Genomic DNA, 16,369 nt, shown 5'->3' with positions numbered 1-16,369 from the left:
GTCAAATACTTTCAATGTTCTTGCCGGACAGGGCGTGCTGGATGCCCCGGTTCATGCGGGCGGCGGCGAAGGCTTCGGTGCCGTCGGCGAGTTGTTTGGTGGCGGCTTCGACCTGTTTGGCATCGGTGAGCAGCTTGGCCTGGACCAGCTCGGCCCGCAGCGCCTCGATGGTGGCAAGTTCGTCCCTTGACAGCAAATCGCCATCGGCGGCCAGCGCGCTCTGGGTGGCCAGCAGCATGCGGTCGGCATCCACGCGGGCTTCGACCAGGGCGCGGGCCTGCATGTCTTGCGCGGCGGTGTGGAAGCTGTCTTGCAGCATCTGGGCAATTTGTTCGTCGCTCAGGCCATAGCTGGGCTTGACGGTGATCTGCGCTTCCACGCCACTGCCCTGCTCTTTCGCAGCCACGCTGAGCAGGCCGTCGGCATCCACGGTGAAGGTCACGCGGATGCGCGCCGCGCCAGCCGCCATGGGCGGAATGCCGCGCAGCTCGAAGCGGGCCAGGCTGCGGCAGTCGGCCACCAGGTCGCGCTCACCCTGCACCACATGCAAGGCCAACGCGGTCTGGCCGTCCTGGTAGGTGGTGAAATCTTGCGCCATCGCCGTGGGGATGGTCTGGTTGCGCGGCACGATGCGCTCGACCAGGCCGCCCATGGTCTCGATGCCCAGCGACAGAGGAATCACGTCCAACAGCAGCAAGTCCCCTGCCCCATCGGCCGACCGGTTGCCCGCCAGCTGGTTGGCCTGGATGGCAGCACCCAGGGCAACGACTTCGTCGGGGTTCAGGTTGGTGAGCGGCGCGCGGCCAAAGTAGTCGGCTACGGCGCGCTGGATCTGCGGCATGCGGGTAGAGCCGCCCACCATCACCGTGCCCTGCACTTCGTCGACGCTCAGCTTGGCATCGCGCAGCGCCTTGCGCACGGCGGCCATGGTGCGGGCGGTCAGATGGGCCGTGGCGGCCTCAAAGTCGGATTTCTTTACGTCTAATTGCACGCTCACGCCCGATACATCAGCGTGAAAAGCTACTAAATCTGTAGCAGACAGTGCTTCCTTGCAGGCGCGGGCTGCGGCGTTCAAGGCCACTTTGTCGGATGCGGTAACGGCCTGCTGGCCAGTCTGGGCCAGCACCCAGTCGGCCAGGGCGCGGTCGTAGTCGTCGCCGCCCAGGGCTGCGTCGCCGCCAGTGGCAATCACTTCGAACACACCCTGGCTCAGGCGCAGGATGCTGATGTCGAAGGTGCCGCCGCCCAGGTCGTACACCGCGTAAATGCCTTCGCTGCCGTTGTCCAGCCCGTAGGCGATGGCCGCGGCCGTGGGCTCGTTGATCAGGCGCAGCACGTTCAGCCCGGCCAGTTGCGCCGCGTCCTTGGTGGCTTGGCGCTGGGCATCGTCAAAGTAGGCGGGCACGGTAATGACGGCACCGTATACGTCGTCCAGAAAGCTGTCTTCGGCGCGGAAACGCAGGGTGGCCAGGATCTCGGCGCTGACTTCGACCGGCGATTTCTCACCGTGCGCCGTCTGCAAGCCCACCATGCCGGGCTTGTCGATGAACACGTAGGGCAGCTTTTCGCGCTGGGCGATGTCGGCCAGGCCGCGGCCCATGAAGCGCTTCACCGAGGCGATGGTGTTTTCAGGGTCGCTGGCCTGGGCGGCCAGTGCGTCATGGCCGATCTGGCGTTTGTCGCCCGGCAGGTAGCGCACCACGCTGGGCAGGATCACCCGGCCCTGGTCGTCGGGCAGGCACACGGCTTCGCCGCTGCGCACGGTGGCTACCAGCGAATGGGTGGTGCCGAGGTCGATGCCGACGGCATGGCGGCGCTGGTGCGGGTCGGGCGACTGGCCGGGTTCGGAGATTTGGAGGAGCGCCATGGGGAAATGGTTAGTGGGTCGTCAATTGTTACAGGCGGTCGATAGCATCGTCCACGTCGCGGGCAAAGCGCTCGATGAACATCAGCGCACGCACCTGCTGGGCGGCAGCGGCGTAATCGTGGGCTTCGTCCAACAAGCGGGCGCATGCGGCCAGGCCATCGCGGCGGGCTTGCAGCACCTCGGTGTTCAGCGCCTCCAGTGCGGCGGGGCTGTGGGCATCGTCCAGGGCCTCGCGCCACTCCATCTGCTGCACCAAAAACGCGCCGGGCATGGCGGTGTTGTTCTCGGCCTGGATGGGTGCGCCATGGAGCTCGCACAGGTAGGCGGCACGCTTGAGCGGGTCTTTCAGCCGCGCCCAGGCTTCGTTGATGCGCACCGACCACTGCATGGCCAGGCGCTGCGCCGCACCGGCCTGGGCGGCAAAGCGGTCGGGATGCGCCTCGCGCTGCAAGGCCTGCCAGCGGGTCTGCATGGCGGTGTGGTCTTGCGTGAACTGCACGGGGATGTCAAACAGCGCGAAGTCGTTGGATTGGAGGTTCATGGCTACCAAGAAAAAACCGCCGCGGCACGGGGCTCGGGCGGTTGGTGGCGGGTGCAAAAAGCCTAGATGCGAAAGCTCTCTCCGCAGCCACATTTGTCACGCTCGTTCGGGTTCTCGAACTTGAAGCCCTCGTTCAGGCCCTCGCGCACAAAGTCGAGCTGCGTGCCGTCGATGTAGGCCAGGCTTTTCGGATCAACCAGCACCTTGACGCCATGGCCTTCGAAAATCACGTCTTCGGGGGCGAATTCGTCTACGTACTCCAGCTTGTAGGCCAGGCCCGAGCAACCCGTGGTCTTGACACCCAGGCGCACGCCCACGCCCTTGCCGCGTTTGGCCAGGTAGCGGGTGACATGCCGGGCAGCGGCCTCAGTCAGCGTGACAGCCATGTTCAGTGGACCTGGGCAGCCGCCGCAGCGTGTTTTTGCTTGTAGTCGCTGACCGCGGCCTTGATGGCGTCTTCGGCCAGGATGGAGCAATGGATCTTGACCGGGGGCAGCGCCAGTTCTTCGGCGATCTGGCTGTTTTTCAAGGCCGCTGCTTCGTCCAGGGTTTTGCCCTTGACCCATTCGGTGACCAGCGAGCTGGACGCGATGGCCGAGCCGCAGCCGTAGGTCTTGAAGCGCGCGTCTTCGATCACGCCGGTGACCGGGTTGACCTTGATCTGCAGCTTCATCACGTCGCCGCACGCCGGTGCGCCGACCATGCCGGTCCCTACGCTGTCGTCGCCTTTTTCAAACGAGCCGACGTTGCGGGGGTTTTCATAGTGGTCTACCACTTTTTCGCTGTATGCCATTTTGTTTACCTCTTCAGTTCAGATCAATGCGCAGACCATTGGATGGTGCTGATGTCGATGCCATCTTGGTACATTTCCCACAAAGGGCTCAGGTCGCGCAACTTGGCCACATTGGTTTTGATGGTATCGACCGCGTAGTCGATGTCGGCCTCGGTGGTCCAGCGGCCAATGGTCATGCGCAGGCTGCTGTGGGCCAGCTCGTCGCTGCGGCCCAGGGCGCGCAATACGTAGCTGGGTTCCAGGCTGGCCGATGTGCAGGCCGAACCGCTGGACACTGCCAAGCCCTTGATGCCCATGATCAGCGACTCGCCCTCGACGTAGTTGAAGCTCATGTTCAAGTTGTGCGGCACGCGCTGCGTCTCGTGGCCATTGATGAAGACCTGCTCGATGCCCTTCAGGCCTGCCAGCATGCGGTCGTGCAAGGCCTGGATGCGGATGTTTTCCGCGCCCATTTCTTCCTTGGCAATGCGATACGCCTCGCCCATGCCCACAATCTGGTGCGTGGGCAAGGTGCCGGAACGCATGCCGCGCTCGTGGCCACCGCCGTGCATTTGCGCTTCCAGGCGAATGCGCGGCTTGCGGCGGACAAACAGCGCGCCAATGCCTTTGGGGCCGTAGGTCTTGTGCGAGGTCAGGCTCATCAGATCGACGGGCATTTTCGACAGATCGAATTCAACGCGGCCGGTGGCCTGGGCTGCGTCGGAGTGGAAGATCACACCCTTTTCGCGGCAGATGGCACCGATGGCGGCGATGTCCTGAATGACACCGATTTCGTTGTTCACGAACATCACGCTGGCCAGGATGGTGTCGGGGCGGATGGCCGCCTTGAAGGCTTCCAGATCGACCAGGCCATCGGCCTGCACGTCCAGGTAGGTCACTTCAAAACCCTGGCGCTCTAGTTCGCGGCAGGTATCGAGCACGGCTTTGTGCTCGGTCTTGACCGTGATGATGTGCTTGCCCTTGGTCTTGTAGAAATGCGCGGCACCCTTGAGCGCCAGGTTGTTGGATTCGGTGGCACCCGAGGTCCAGACGATTTCGCGCGGGTCGGCACCGATCAGGGCCGCCACCTGTTCGCGGGCTTTTTCCACCGCGGCTTCCGCCTCCCAGCCCCATGCATGGCTGCGCGACGCGGGGTTGCCGAAGTGTTCGCGCAACCAGGGAATCATGGCATCCACCACCCGCTCATCGCAGGGGTTGGTGGCGCTGTAGTCCATGTAAATCGGGAAGTGTGGGGTGTCCATTGGCTAGCTCTCGAAGAAGATCGGTAAAGGCTGGCTTTAAAAAAGCACTGTTAAAAAATCAGAATCTGGCAAACACGTTGCTGGCGTTACGACTTGGCAAACACGTTGCCAAGGGCAAACACCGAATTCGGTCCGGTGATGCGCATGGGCTTGACGACCGGCATGCTGGAGATGGCGCGCTTGACCATGGGCTTGCTTTCGATCTGCACGCCCTTGGCGAGTTGCTCGTCCACCAGTTTTTGCAGGCTCACCGAGTCCAGAAACTCCACCATGCGGGTGTTCAGCGAGGCCCACAGGTCGTGCGTCATGCAGCGGCCAGCTTCGCCCAAACAGTTTTCCTTGCCGCCGCACTGGGTCGCGTCCATCGGCTCATCGACCGACACAATGATGTCGGCCACGGTGATGTCGGCGGCTTTGCGGCCCAGGGTGTAGCCGCCGCCAGGGCCGCGGGTGGACTCGACCAGCTCGTGGCGGCGCAGTTTGCCGAACAGTTGCTCCAGGTACGAGAGAGAGATTTGTTGCCGTTGGCTGATGGCCGCGAGCGTGACGGGGCCATTGTTCTGGCGCAGGGCCAGATCAATCATGGCGGTGACCGCAAAACGGCCTTTAGTGGTGAGTCGCATCGCAAGCTCCTGTTTACATGGCCTTGGGGCGCACGGTGGCCGCGCGCCTCTTGTAGGCAGTACTGGGGTTAAACATGGAACCAAGACCGGGTTGAGCCAGTCTTACTTCCGCTTCCTCCAGCGTGCTTCCGTGTTTAAGTCACGGTAGCCACCCTCAACTTCTGGTTTTTATTTATTGACAGATGCCATTATAGCAAAGAAGCCTATCGAATTCGTCGGGTAAGCATACTGACCGGTCTTATTTTAGAACGATTAGTTTCCCACGGCAATGTTGTCGTGCCCCGAAGCGCCGAAAGCCTGGGTCTTGAGCACCGCCAATTGGTCGCGTACCCGGGCGGCTTTTTCGAATTCGAGGTTGCGGGCGTGCTCCAGCATCAGCTTTTCCAGCCGCTTGATTTCGCGGGCGATGTCTTTCTCGCCCATGTCTTCCACCTTGGCGCGCTGGATCGCGTCCTGCGCCAACTTTTCGGCCTCACGGCCTGACTTCTCGCTGTACACGCCGTCGATCAGGTCCTTCACCTGTTTGACGATGCTGCGCGGGGTGATGCCCTGCGCCAGGTTGTGGGCGATCTGCTTGGTGCGGCGGCGTTCGGTCTCGTCGATGGCCTTGCGCATGGATTCGGTCACCTTGTCGGCGTACAAAATCGCCCGGCCATTCAGGTTGCGGGCAGCCCGGCCAATGGTCTGGATCAGCGAACGCTCGGAGCGCAAAAAGCCTTCCTTGTCGGCATCAAGAATTGCCACCAGCGACACCTCGGGCACGTCCAGACCTTCGCGCAGCAGGTTGATGCCGACCAGCACGTCAAAGGTGCCAAGGCGCAGGTCGCGCAAAATCTCCACCCGCTCCACCGTGTCCACATCGCTGTGCAGGTAGCGCACTTTCACGCCGTTTTCCGTCAGGTAGTCGGTCAGCTGCTCGGCCATGCGCTTGGTCAGCGTGGTGATGAAGACGCGTTCGCTCTTTTCCACGCGGATGCGGATTTCCTGCAGCACGTCGTCCACCTGGTGGGTGGCCGGGCGCACTTCCACCTGCGGATCGACCAGGCCGGTGGGGCGCACCAGTTGCTCTACCACCTGGCCAGTGTGTTCTTTTTCCCAGTTGCCGGGCGTAGCCGAGACGAACACCGCCTGGCGCATCTTGGTCTCGAACTCTTCGAACTTCAGCGGGCGGTTGTCCAGCGCGCTGGGCAGGCGAAAGCCATATTCCACCAGCGTGGTCTTGCGCGCCCTGTCGCCGTTGTACATGCCGCCGAACTGGCCGATGAGGATGTGGCTTTCGTCCAGGAACATCAGCGCGTCCTTGGGCAGGTAGTCGGTGAGCGTGGACGGCGGCATGCCGGGCAGCGCGGCGCTGAGGTGGCGGGTGTAGTTCTCGATGCCCTTGCAGTGGCCGATCTCGGTGAGCATTTCCAGGTCAAACCGGGTGCGCTGCTCCAGCCGCTGCGCCTCCACCAGCTTGCCCATGCCGACCAGCTCTTTGAGCCGGTCGCTCAGCTCCATCTTGATGGTTTCCACCGCAGCCAGCACCTTGTCGCGCGGGGTCACATAGTGGCTGCTGGGGTAGACGGTGAAGCGCGGAATCTTCTGGCGGATACGGCCGGTGAGCGGGTCGAACAGCTGCAGGCTGTCGATCTCGTCGTCAAACAGCTCGATACGGATGGCCAGCTCGGAGTGCTCGGCCGGAAACACGTCGATGGTGTCGCCGCGCACCCGGAACTTGCCGCGGCTGAACTCCATGTCGTTGCGCTGGTACTGCATGCGGATGAGCTGGGCGATCACGTCGCGCTGGCCCATCTTGTCGCCGTGGCGCAGCGTCATCACCATCTGGTGGTAGGCCTCGGGCTGGCCAATACCGTAAATGGCCGACACCGTGGCCACGATGATGACGTCGCGCCGCTCCAGAACGCTCTTGGTGCAGCTCAGACGCATCTGCTCGATGTGCTCGTTGATGGCGCTGTCTTTTTCGATGAACAGGTCGCGCTGCGGCACATACGCTTCGGGCTGGTAGTAGTCGTAGTAGCTGACGAAATACTCCACCGCGTTCTTCGGAAAGAACTCGCGGAACTCGCTGTACAGCTGCGCGGCCAGCGTCTTGTTGGGCGCAAAAATGATGGCCGGACGGCCCAGGCGGGCAATCACATTGGCCATGGTGAAGGTCTTGCCCGAGCCGGTCACGCCCAGCAGGGTCTGGAACACCTCACCGTCGCCCACGCCTTCCACCAGTTGCCGGATGGCCTCGGGCTGGTCGCCTGCGGGGGGGTACGGCATGAACAGCTCGAACGGCGAGCCGGGAAAGCTGACGAACTCGCCTTCGGGCTGCTCGGGCGACGTGGACGGGTACAGGGAGACGATCTCGGTCATGGGCGCAGATTCCAAAGCGGCAGAAACACCAGCAGAACCATCGGCTGGATACCGACGGAAAACCCGACACTGTATAGGACAGTGGGGTATCCACTTAGCTCCCGTGGGTCTGCGGCCAGCAGCACCACGGTGGGGATTGGCCCGGTATACAGCGCCCAAAATTCACCGGGATTGCCACCAAACCATTGACATGGGTCAAATCCATGCAGGCGGGGAGCCTGCAAACTGGTGTGGTCCGGGGATTGCGCGGTGCATAAGCCCTGGAATACCCATTGGAGACTAGCCTATGGCTGCAGCGAGCCCGTCAACCGGACCCAAAAAATCCAAGCCAGCGCCCAAGCGTGCAGCCGCTGCGCGGGGTGCCCGGTCGGTGCAACGCACGGTGGCGCAGGGCGACACGGTCGACTCCACGGCGCTGCTGCCGCTGGCCGAAGAGGTGTCCAGCGAAGCGGTGCTGGCCGCACAAGGCAAACAGTTGGCGGCGGTGTTGTCGGTCATCGAAGGCACTGGCGGGGCCGTAGCGGGCGACCGGGCCGCTGCGCTGCGCGCCTTGATCGAAGGCGCATCGGACGATGACCGCCTGGCCTTGAAAAAGGCGCTGGAGGATGGGGCACCCCCTGCCAGCGGGCGCCTGCACCCAGACGACATCCTGTCCGACGACTGGCGCGAAGGCGGCTACCCGTACCGCCACCTGATGCGCCGCAGCACCTACGAGAAAGAAAAGTTCCGCCTGCAGGTCGAACTGCTCAAGCTGCAGGCCTGGGTCAAGGAATCCAAGCAGCGCGTGGTGATCCTGTTCGAGGGGCGCGACGCGGCCGGCAAAGGCGGCGCCATCAAGCGGTTCATGGAGCACCTCAACCCCCGGGGCGCGCGGGTCGTAGCCCTGGAAAAACCCACCGAACTGGAGCGGGGCCAGTGGTACTTCCAGCGCTATGTGCAGCACCTGCCCTCTGTCGGCGAAATCGTGATGTTCGACCGCTCCTGGTACAACCGGGCCGGGGTGGAGCGGGTGATGGGCTTTTGCACCGACGCGGAGTACGCCGAATTCATGCGCCAGGCCCCCGAATTCGAGCGGCACCTGGTGCGCAGCGGCGTGCACCTGATCAAGTTCTGGTTCTCGGTGAGCCGCAAGGAGCAGCGCCGCCGGTTCAAGGAGCGTGAATCGCACCCCCTCAAGCAGTGGAAGCTCAGCCCCATCGACCTGGCATCCCTGGACAAGTGGGACGACTACACCCGAGCCAAGGAAGGCATGTTCTTTGAGACCGATACCGCCGAGGCACCGTGGACCGTCATCAAGAGCGACTGCAAAAAGCGGGCACGGCTCAACGCCATGCGCTACGTGCTCCACAAGCTGCCCTCCACCAGCAAGGACCTGGGGCAGGTGGGTAAATTGGACACGCTGATTGTGGGCCGGGCCCATGTGGTCTACGAACGCGGGGAGAAGCCAGCCGCCGTGCTGTGAACCCCACAAGACGGGCGGTGGCCTCACCGCCCCAAAAATATACATAAAATCGGGCTCTAGCGCTTATTAAATCAGCGTAAGAAGCTATTAAAAGCGTAGTGCCCAGCAGAAGGGTCTGCGGAGGCGTGCGTGGCGGCGGCTAAAATTCGCGGTTGCCCCTTCTCAGCGGGCAAGCCGCTATTGACAACCCCCCAAAGGATTTTTCCATGTCACTGTTTACCGCCGTCGAAATGGCACCGCGCGACCCGATTCTGGGCCTGAACGAGCAATTCAATGCCGACACCAACCCCAACAAGGTCAACCTGGGCGTGGGCGTGTACTTCGACGACAACGGCAAACTGCCCCTGCTGGCCTGCGTGCAAACCGTAGAAAAGCAAATGACCGATGCGCCCAAGCCACGCGGCTACCTGCCGATCGACGGCGTGGCGGCCTACGACTCGGCCGTCAAGGGCCTGGTGTTTGGTGCCGATTCCGAACCCGTCACCTCCGGCCGCGCGGTTACCGTGCAAGGCATTGGCGGCACCGGCGGCCTGAAGATTGGCGCCGACTTCTTGAAGAAGCTCAGCCCCAACGCCAAGGTCATGATCAGCGACCCTAGCTGGGAAAACCACCGCGCCCTGTTCCAGAACGCTGGTTTCGAGGTCGAAAGCTACACCTACTACGACGCGGCCGCCCGCGGCGTGAACTTTGACGGCATGCTGGCTTCGTTGAACGCCGCCGCAGCAGGCACCATCGTGGTCCTGCACGCCTGCTGCCACAACCCCACGGGTTACGACATCACCGCCGCCCAGTGGGACCAGGTGGTCGAGGTCGTCAAGGCCCGCAATCTGACCCCTTTCCTGGACATGGCCTACCAGGGCTTTGGCTATGGCATCAAAGAAGACGGCGCCGTTATTGGCAAGTTTGTGGCCGCCGGCCTGAGCTTTTTTGTGTCCACCTCGTTCAGCAAGAGCTTCAGCCTGTACGGCGAACGCGTGGGTGCCTTGACGGTGCTGTGCGAATCCAAGGAAGAAGCCAGCCGCGTGCTGAGCCAGCTCAAGATCTGCATCCGCACCAACTACAGCAACCCGCAGATCCACGGCGCGACCGTGGTGGCCACGGTGCTCAACACCCCTGAGCTGCGCGCCCAGTGGGAACAAGAGTTGGGCGAGATGCGCGTGCGCATCAAGGCCATGCGCCAAAAGCTGGTGGATGGCCTGAAGGCTGCTGGCGTGAAGCAGGACATGTCGTTCATCACCCAGCAGATCGGCATGTTCAGCTACTCCGGCCTGAGCAAGGACCAGATGGTGCGCCTGCGCGAGGAGTTCGGCGTGTACGGCACCGACACCGGCCGCATGTGCGTGGCCGCGCTGAACAGCAAGAACATCGACTACGTCTGCGCGTCGATCGCCAAGGTGGTCTAAGCGCCCCTGCGAGTCCGGGGGCAGAAATGCTCCCAAATGAATAGCTGCCTGTGCTTATCTGATAAGCGCAGGCAGCTTTTTTTATGCCTTAAATTTGATGCGAATGCTTGCTGCACTGCAACATCGAACTTTGTTGACAGTCCAAACTAAGCCCTTCTAGAATCGTCTTTCATAATACCAAAGACAATGGGATTTGCGCAGCACCCTCTTTGTCGCCCGCCGGGCGCACAGAGGGGCTCGCGTAGGTCCTGGACATTCTGGACAGGAGACAAGACGTGGCAGGCATTCAACTGAACCGGGTCAGTAAACACTACGGCAACGTGGTGGTGATGAGCGACCTTTCGCTGGACATCGCGCAGGGCGAGTTCCTGGTGTTCCTCGGCCCCTCGGGCTGCGGCAAATCCACCCTGCTGCGCATGATGGCCGGGCTGGAGCCGGTGACCAGCGGCAGCATCACCATCAACAGCAAGGACGTGACCGACCTGCCGCCCGGCCAGCGCGGCGTGGCCATGGTGTTCCAGCACTACGCGCTGTACCCGCACATGAGCGTGTACGACAACATGGCTTTCGGCATGCGCAACATCGGCCTGGCCGAGACGGACATCGCCACGCGCATCACCGATGCGGCCCGCATGCTGGAGCTGGATGCCCTGCTGCAGCGCAAGCCCGGTCAACTGTCGGGCGGGCAGCGCCAGCGGGTGGCGATTGGCCGCTCCATCGTCAAAAACCCCAGCGCGTTCTTGTTTGACGAGCCGCTGTCCAACCTGGATGCCGCCCTGCGCACCCGCACCCGGGTCGAGCTGGCGCGGCTGCACCAGCGCCTGCAGTCCACCATGGTGTTTGTCACCCACGACCAGGTAGAGGCCATGACACTGGCCACCCGCATCGTGGTGATGAACAAGGGCCGTATCGAGCAGATCGGCGCGCCCATGGACATCTACCGCCGCCCGGCCACCCGGTTTGTGGCGGGCTTCATCGGCCAGCCTGCCATGAACTTCCTGGACACCGAGCGCGCAGCCCCGCAGGACGGCCGGCTGTGCCTGCGCATCGCCCACGGCAGCGTGTTCCAGACCGCGCTGCGGGATGCGGATGTGCCTGCAGGCCCGCTGACGCTGGGCGTTCGCGCCGAATCCATCACGCTGGACCCGCAGGGCGAGCTACCAGGTCGCGTGGACGTGGTGGAGCGCCTGGGCGACCGCACCCTGGTGCATGTGGGCCTGGCCGGCGGCAGCAACGTGGTGGCCGAGGCGCACCGCGACAGCGGCGTGGCCCCCGGTGAAGCCGTGGCGCTGCGCATCGACAGCGCGCGCCTGCATGTGTTCGACGCGGCGGGCCTGGCCCACCATGCACCGCAGTGAGGCCACCATGGCACGCAAACAACCCAAACACTGGCTCAACGGCCTGTTCGTTCTGCCCTACCTGGTGGTCTACGTTCTGCTGCTGGTGCTACCGCTGGTGCTGGGCTGGTGGCTCAGCCTGCGCGACGTGGACATGCTGGCCGACACCAGCGACTTCGTCGGCCTGAAAAACTACGCCGACCTGCTGCACGACGACATCTTCCTGGGTGCGGTGCGCAACACCTTCTACTTCGTGGCCATGACCACGCCCGTGTTCGTGGCGCTGGGCCTGGCGCTGGCACTGGCCTTGAACCGGCCCGGGCGCACCGGAGCCGCGTTGCGCGCCATCTTTTTTGGCTCGTCGGTGCTGTCGGTCACCATCGTCACCCTGGTGTGGCGGCTGGTGCTGATGCCCGACAAGGGCTTGCTGTCGAACCTGATGGTGGGCGCCGGGCTGCAGCCGCTGGCCCCGCTGGTCACCGAATCGCTGGCCCTGCCGTCGGTAGCGCTGGTCACCGTGTGGTGGATCATTGGCCTGCCGATGATGCTGTTTCTGGCCGCGCTGCAGCAGATTCCGCAAGAGATGTACGAGGCCGCCGCGCTCGACAACGCAGGCCGGTGGCGCACCTTTGTGTCCATCACCCTGCCGTCTATTAAGCGCACCGTGGCGCTGGTGGCCGTGATCGAGGTGATCCAGCAGTTCCAGCTGTTCGGCCAGTCGTACCTGATGACCCAGGGCGGGCCTAACAACAGCTCGCGGCCCATCGTGCAGTTCATTTACGAGACCGGCTTTACCCAGTGGGCGCTGGGCTATTCGGCCGCCTCGGCCCAGGTGCTGTTTGGCTTGATGCTGATCGGCGTGAGCGTGCAAGCCTGGCTGGGCCGCCAGCGCGCTACTGAAGATGCACGGGGAGAAAAACCATGAGCCGTATGTTGAAAACCGGCTGGGGCGACAAGCTGATTCTGGCCGCCGCCATCGCCCTGGCCTGTGTGTGGGTGGCCCCGCTGTTCTGGATCTTCATGCTGTCGTTCAAGCCTAACGCAGCGCTGATGGCGCGCACCGACGTGCTGTTTGCGCCGCCGTTCACGCTGAAGAACTACACCGACATCCTGGGTACCTCGCAGGTGTTCCGCTGGCTGCTCAACAGTGCCATCGTCTCGCTGGGGCAGACCTTTTTGACCCTGGTGATTGCCTCGCTGGCGGGCTACGGCTTTGCGCGCACCACCTTCCCCGGGCGGCGCATTCTGTTTGCCTGCGTGCTGGCCGGGCTGGCCGTGCCCGAACAGGCCATTCTGGTGCCGCTGCACCGCCTGTTTGCCGACCTGGACATGCACAACACCTACAGTGCGCTGATTTTGCCCAAGCTGGCTGCACCGTTTGGCGTGTTTTTGATGGCGCAGTATTTCCGGGGCATTCCGGTAGAGCTGGAAGAGGCCGCGCTGCTGGACAACGCCTCGCGCCTGAAGATCTTCTGGCGCATCATCCTGCCGCTGTCGGTACCGGCGCAGGCCACGCTGGGCATCTTCACCTTTTTGAATGCCTGGAACGACTACCTCTGGCCGCTGGTGTCGGCCTCCAAATCCGAGATGTACACCATCACCCTGGGGCTGGCCTCCAGCCAGTCGAACTTTGCCCAAAGCGAGGGCATTGGCTACCTGATGTCGCAGGCCGTGTTCGCCGGGCTGCCGCTGTTCATCCTGTACCTGTTTTTCCAGAAGTACATCGTCACCGCCGTGGCGGGCACCGCAGTGCGCTAGAGATTTTCAACGGGGCAGCGCCGATCCGCTGCACATCCAAAAAATGGCTTCGGCCTGACAAAGAGGAGACAAGCATGAGACTGAAAACCATTGCCGCCAGCCTGGTGGCAATCACCCTGGCCACCACCAGCGCCCTGTGCGCGGCCCAGGCCAAGACCGAGATCACCGTGGCCCGCTTCTTCGGGGCCTGCGATGCCGACTACGGCAAGGCCGTGGATGCCAGCAAGGCGCATGGCGAGTGCGGCATCATCACCACGCTGATCAACGAGTTCAACGCCACCAACAAAGACGGCATCGTGGTCAAGCCGCAAATTGCCGAATGGGGCCCGTACTACGACCAACTCAGCGCCCGCATCGTGGCCAAAGACGTGCCCACCATCACCGTGATGCACGAGTCCGTGCTGGGCGACTACGTGGCCCGCAAGCTGGTGGAGCCGCTGGACGACAGCTTCAAGGCGGTGGGCATCAGTACCGACCAGTTCAGCGAGCAGGCCAAACGCGGCACGCAGATCGGCGGCAAAACCTACGCCCTGCCCTTCGACACCTGGTCCTGGCTGTGGCACATCAACGGCAACCTGATGAAGAAGGCCGGGCTGACCAACGCCGACGGCTCGGCCACCCTGCCGCAAAGCCCTGAAGAGCTGCTGGCCCAGGCCCGCAAGTTCAAGGCCGCCACCGGCAAGGCCTACCTGGGCTGGCCTACCTCGGATACCGCCGCCAACTTCCGCAACCTGGTGACCCTGGTGGCCCAGCAAAACGGCACGCTGTTCGCCGCCAACGGCAAGCAGATCGACATGCACTCCAAGCCCGCCCGCAACGCGCTGGAGCTGATGAACACGCTGTACGCCGAGGGCCTGATCAAGCCCAACATGGACTACGGCGCGGCCAACCAGGCCTTCATCAATGGCGATGTCGGCGTGCACATCGTCGGCACCTGGACGATTGGCGACTTTGTGGATGCGGCCGACAAGGCCGACTCGCCCCTGAAAGGCGGCTATTCGGTCGTGCCCTTCGCCAAGATCTACGCCAAGAAAGCCGCCTTTGCCGACGGCCACAGCTGGGTGATGCTCAAAAACGGTGCCAAGGATGAAAAGACCCGCCAGGCCGCGCTGACGTTCATGAAGTTCCTGTGGGAGCGCGACTACGAGTGGGCCCGCACCGGCCACCTGCCCGCCAACAGCACCGCCACCGCCCGCGACGACTTCAAGAAGCTGCCGTTCCGCAGCAACATCCTGGAGATCAGCAGCATCGGTGTGTCGGTGCCCAGCAATGTGCCGCGCCAGCGCGCCATCGAAGCCATTGTGGGCGAAGAAATGGTCAACATGCTGCTGACCAAAAAGCCGATCGACGCAGTGCAAAAGTCGGCCGAAGAACGCGTCAACAAGCTGCTGGCCAGCGTCCGCTAAACCCCTCCACCCACCCCCCTTTTTTCACAGGAAGCACACCATGATCTCCACCCGCCTGGTCGTAGACCGCGACTTCGCCGTGTCTGAGCTGGACCGGCGCATCTTCGGCAGCTTTGTCGAACACCTGGGCCGCGCGGTCTACACCGGCATCTACGAACCCGGCCACCCCACGGCCGACGAGCGCGGCTTTCGCGGCGACGTGATGGAGCTGACCCGCGAGCTCGGCCCCACCATCGTGCGCTACCCCGGCGGCAACTTTGTCTCCGGCTACAACTGGGAAGACGGTGTCGGCCCTGCCGCTGACCGCCCGGTGCGCCTGGACCTGGCCTGGGCCTCCACCGAGACCAACCAGTTTGGCACCAACGAATTCATGGAATGGTGCGCCGCCACCGACATCGAACCCATGTGGGCCGTGAACCTGGGCACGCGCGGCCCCAATGAGGCCCGCGAGTTTCTCGAATACTGCAACCACCCCGGCGGCACCGCCCTGTCCGAGCTGCGCAAGTCGCATGGCGTGGCCGCCCCGCACGACATCAAGTTCTGGTGTCTGGGCAACGAGATGGACGGCCCCTGGCAAATTTGCTCCAAAACCGCCGAAGAATACGGCCGCATCGCCCACGAGACCGCCAAGCTCATGCGCCTGGTGGACCCGACCATCCAACTCGCCGCCTGCGGCTCGTCGGCGCACAACATGCCCACCTACGGCCAGTGGGAAGACACGGTGCTGGAGCACTGCTTTGACGACGTGGACTTCATCTCGCTGCACACCTATTTTGAAAACCGCGGCGACTCCACGCCCGAGTTTTTCGGCTGCATCGAGCAGATGGACCAGTCGATCAAGGAAATCGTCGCCGTGGCCGATGGCGTGGCGGCGCGCAAGCACTCGGCCAAGCGCATCATGCTGTCGTTTGACGAGTGGAACGTCTGGTACAAGGCCCGCTCCATCAACGACCTGCGCCAGCCCGGCTGGCCGCAAGCGCCCCGCCTGCTGGAAGAAATCTACAACACCGAAGATGCCCTGGTGGTGGGCGGCGCGCTCATCGTGATGATGAACAACGCCGACCGCGTCAAGGTGGCCTGCCTGGCGCAACTGGTGAATGTGATCGGCCCCATCATGACCGAGCCCGGCGGCCCGGCCTGGCGCCAAACCATCTTCTACCCTTTCGCCCAGGCCACCCGCTTTGCCCACGGCAAGGTGCTGCGCCCGGTGATCGACTCGCCCAGCTACGAGGCCAAAAGCCACCCGGAAATCCCCTACCTGTGCGCCTGCGTGGTGGACGACGAAGCCACCGGCACCACCACCGTGTTTGCGCTGAACCGCCACCTCACCGAAAGCATGCAGCTGCGCATCGAACTGCGCGGCCTGGGCACCACCCGCACGCTGGACCACGCGCTGGCCCTGCACCACAGCAATATGAAGGCCACCAACACCAAAGACGCGCCCAACACCGTTGTGCCCGAAAATAACCCCCACGTGCAGGTAGACGGCGAGACCATCGTGGCCGAGTTGAAGCCCGGATCGTGGAACGTGATCGTGACGACCGCGCTGGGCCGTAAATAAAAAAAGGGGCACGCGA

General features: G+C 63.3%; 14 protein-coding genes. 7 read left to right on the top strand and 7 right to left on the bottom strand.

Features of this window, described 5'->3' with window-relative positions:
• Position 1: 1 nt before the first annotated feature.
• The 7 genes from hscA to uvrB form a co-directional block, all read right to left on the bottom strand.
• Positions 2 to 1,867 carry a Fe-S protein assembly chaperone HscA gene (hscA, locus tag AB3G31_RS11120; RefSeq protein WP_367850229.1) on the bottom strand — a complete coding sequence of 622 codons (1,866 nt, stop codon included), beginning with the start codon at positions 1,865 to 1,867 and terminating at the stop codon, positions 2 to 4.
• Positions 1,868 to 1,895: 28 nt separating this feature from the next.
• A complete protein-coding gene (gene hscB, locus AB3G31_RS11115) occupies positions 1,896 to 2,408 on the bottom strand; it encodes a Fe-S protein assembly co-chaperone HscB (RefSeq protein ID WP_367850228.1) in 513 nt (170 codons plus the stop codon).
• Positions 2,409 to 2,470: 62 nt separating this feature from the next.
• On the bottom strand, positions 2,471 to 2,794 hold the full coding sequence (gene iscA / locus AB3G31_RS11110; protein WP_315184032.1) for an iron-sulfur cluster assembly protein IscA: 324 nt from the start codon (positions 2,792 to 2,794) through the stop codon (positions 2,471 to 2,473).
• 2 nt (positions 2,795 to 2,796) lie between these two features.
• Positions 2,797 to 3,201 carry a Fe-S cluster assembly scaffold IscU gene (gene iscU / locus AB3G31_RS11105; RefSeq protein WP_315184031.1) on the bottom strand — a complete coding sequence of 135 codons (405 nt, stop codon included), beginning with the start codon at positions 3,199 to 3,201 and terminating at the stop codon, positions 2,797 to 2,799.
• Between the two features lie 23 nt (positions 3,202 to 3,224).
• Entirely contained in the window at positions 3,225 to 4,442 is a 1,218-nt protein-coding gene (locus tag AB3G31_RS11100) for an IscS subfamily cysteine desulfurase (RefSeq protein ID WP_367850227.1), read from the bottom strand.
• A gap of 86 nt (positions 4,443 to 4,528) precedes the next feature.
• On the bottom strand, positions 4,529 to 5,065 hold the full coding sequence (gene iscR / locus AB3G31_RS11095) for a Fe-S cluster assembly transcriptional regulator IscR (protein WP_367850226.1): 537 nt from the start codon (positions 5,063 to 5,065) through the stop codon (positions 4,529 to 4,531).
• 252 nt (positions 5,066 to 5,317) lie between these two features.
• Positions 5,318 to 7,426, bottom strand: coding sequence for an excinuclease ABC subunit UvrB (gene uvrB / locus AB3G31_RS11090; RefSeq protein ID WP_367850225.1), 2,109 nt, complete (start codon positions 7,424 to 7,426; stop codon positions 5,318 to 5,320).
• A 286-nt stretch (positions 7,427 to 7,712) separates the two neighbouring features.
• Between uvrB and ppk2 the strand changes: the two genes are divergently transcribed.
• From ppk2 to AB3G31_RS11055, 7 genes are all read left to right on the top strand, one after another.
• The gene (gene ppk2, locus AB3G31_RS11085) at positions 7,713 to 8,888 is read left to right on the top strand and encodes a polyphosphate kinase 2 (RefSeq protein WP_367850224.1); all 1,176 of its coding nucleotides are present in this window, start codon (positions 7,713 to 7,715) and stop codon (positions 8,886 to 8,888) included.
• 206 nt (positions 8,889 to 9,094) lie between these two features.
• Positions 9,095 to 10,291, top strand: coding sequence for an amino acid aminotransferase (locus AB3G31_RS11080; RefSeq protein ID WP_367850223.1), 1,197 nt, complete (start codon positions 9,095 to 9,097; stop codon positions 10,289 to 10,291).
• 275 nt (positions 10,292 to 10,566) lie between these two features.
• Complete coding sequence (locus AB3G31_RS11075; RefSeq protein WP_367850222.1) at positions 10,567 to 11,649, top strand: ABC transporter ATP-binding protein; 1,083 nt, start codon at positions 10,567 to 10,569, stop codon at positions 11,647 to 11,649.
• A gap of 7 nt (positions 11,650 to 11,656) precedes the next feature.
• On the top strand, positions 11,657 to 12,553 hold the full coding sequence (locus AB3G31_RS11070) for a carbohydrate ABC transporter permease (protein ID WP_367850221.1): 897 nt from the start codon (positions 11,657 to 11,659) through the stop codon (positions 12,551 to 12,553).
• Positions 12,550 to 13,386 (top strand): carbohydrate ABC transporter permease, encoded by an 837-nt coding sequence (locus AB3G31_RS11065; RefSeq protein ID WP_367850220.1) that lies wholly within the window; start codon positions 12,550 to 12,552, stop codon positions 13,384 to 13,386. Before AB3G31_RS11070 ends, AB3G31_RS11065 begins: the two co-directional genes overlap by 4 nt.
• 74 nt (positions 13,387 to 13,460) lie before the next feature.
• Positions 13,461 to 14,792, top strand: coding sequence for an extracellular solute-binding protein (locus tag AB3G31_RS11060; RefSeq protein WP_367850219.1), 1,332 nt, complete (start codon positions 13,461 to 13,463; stop codon positions 14,790 to 14,792).
• A gap of 40 nt (positions 14,793 to 14,832) precedes the next feature.
• Positions 14,833 to 16,353, top strand: a complete 1,521-nt coding sequence (locus tag AB3G31_RS11055) for an alpha-N-arabinofuranosidase (protein ID WP_367850218.1) — start codon at positions 14,833 to 14,835, stop codon at positions 16,351 to 16,353.
• The last annotated feature ends 16 nt before the right edge of the window (positions 16,354 to 16,369 follow it).

The sequence above is a fragment of the Rhodoferax sp. WC2427 genome (genome assembly GCF_040822085.1).
Taxonomy (GTDB): Bacteria; Pseudomonadota; Gammaproteobacteria; order Burkholderiales; family Burkholderiaceae_C; genus Rhodoferax_B.
The sequence above is the reverse complement of the archived record's forward strand: the minus strand, read 5'-3'. Positions and strand labels throughout refer to the sequence as shown.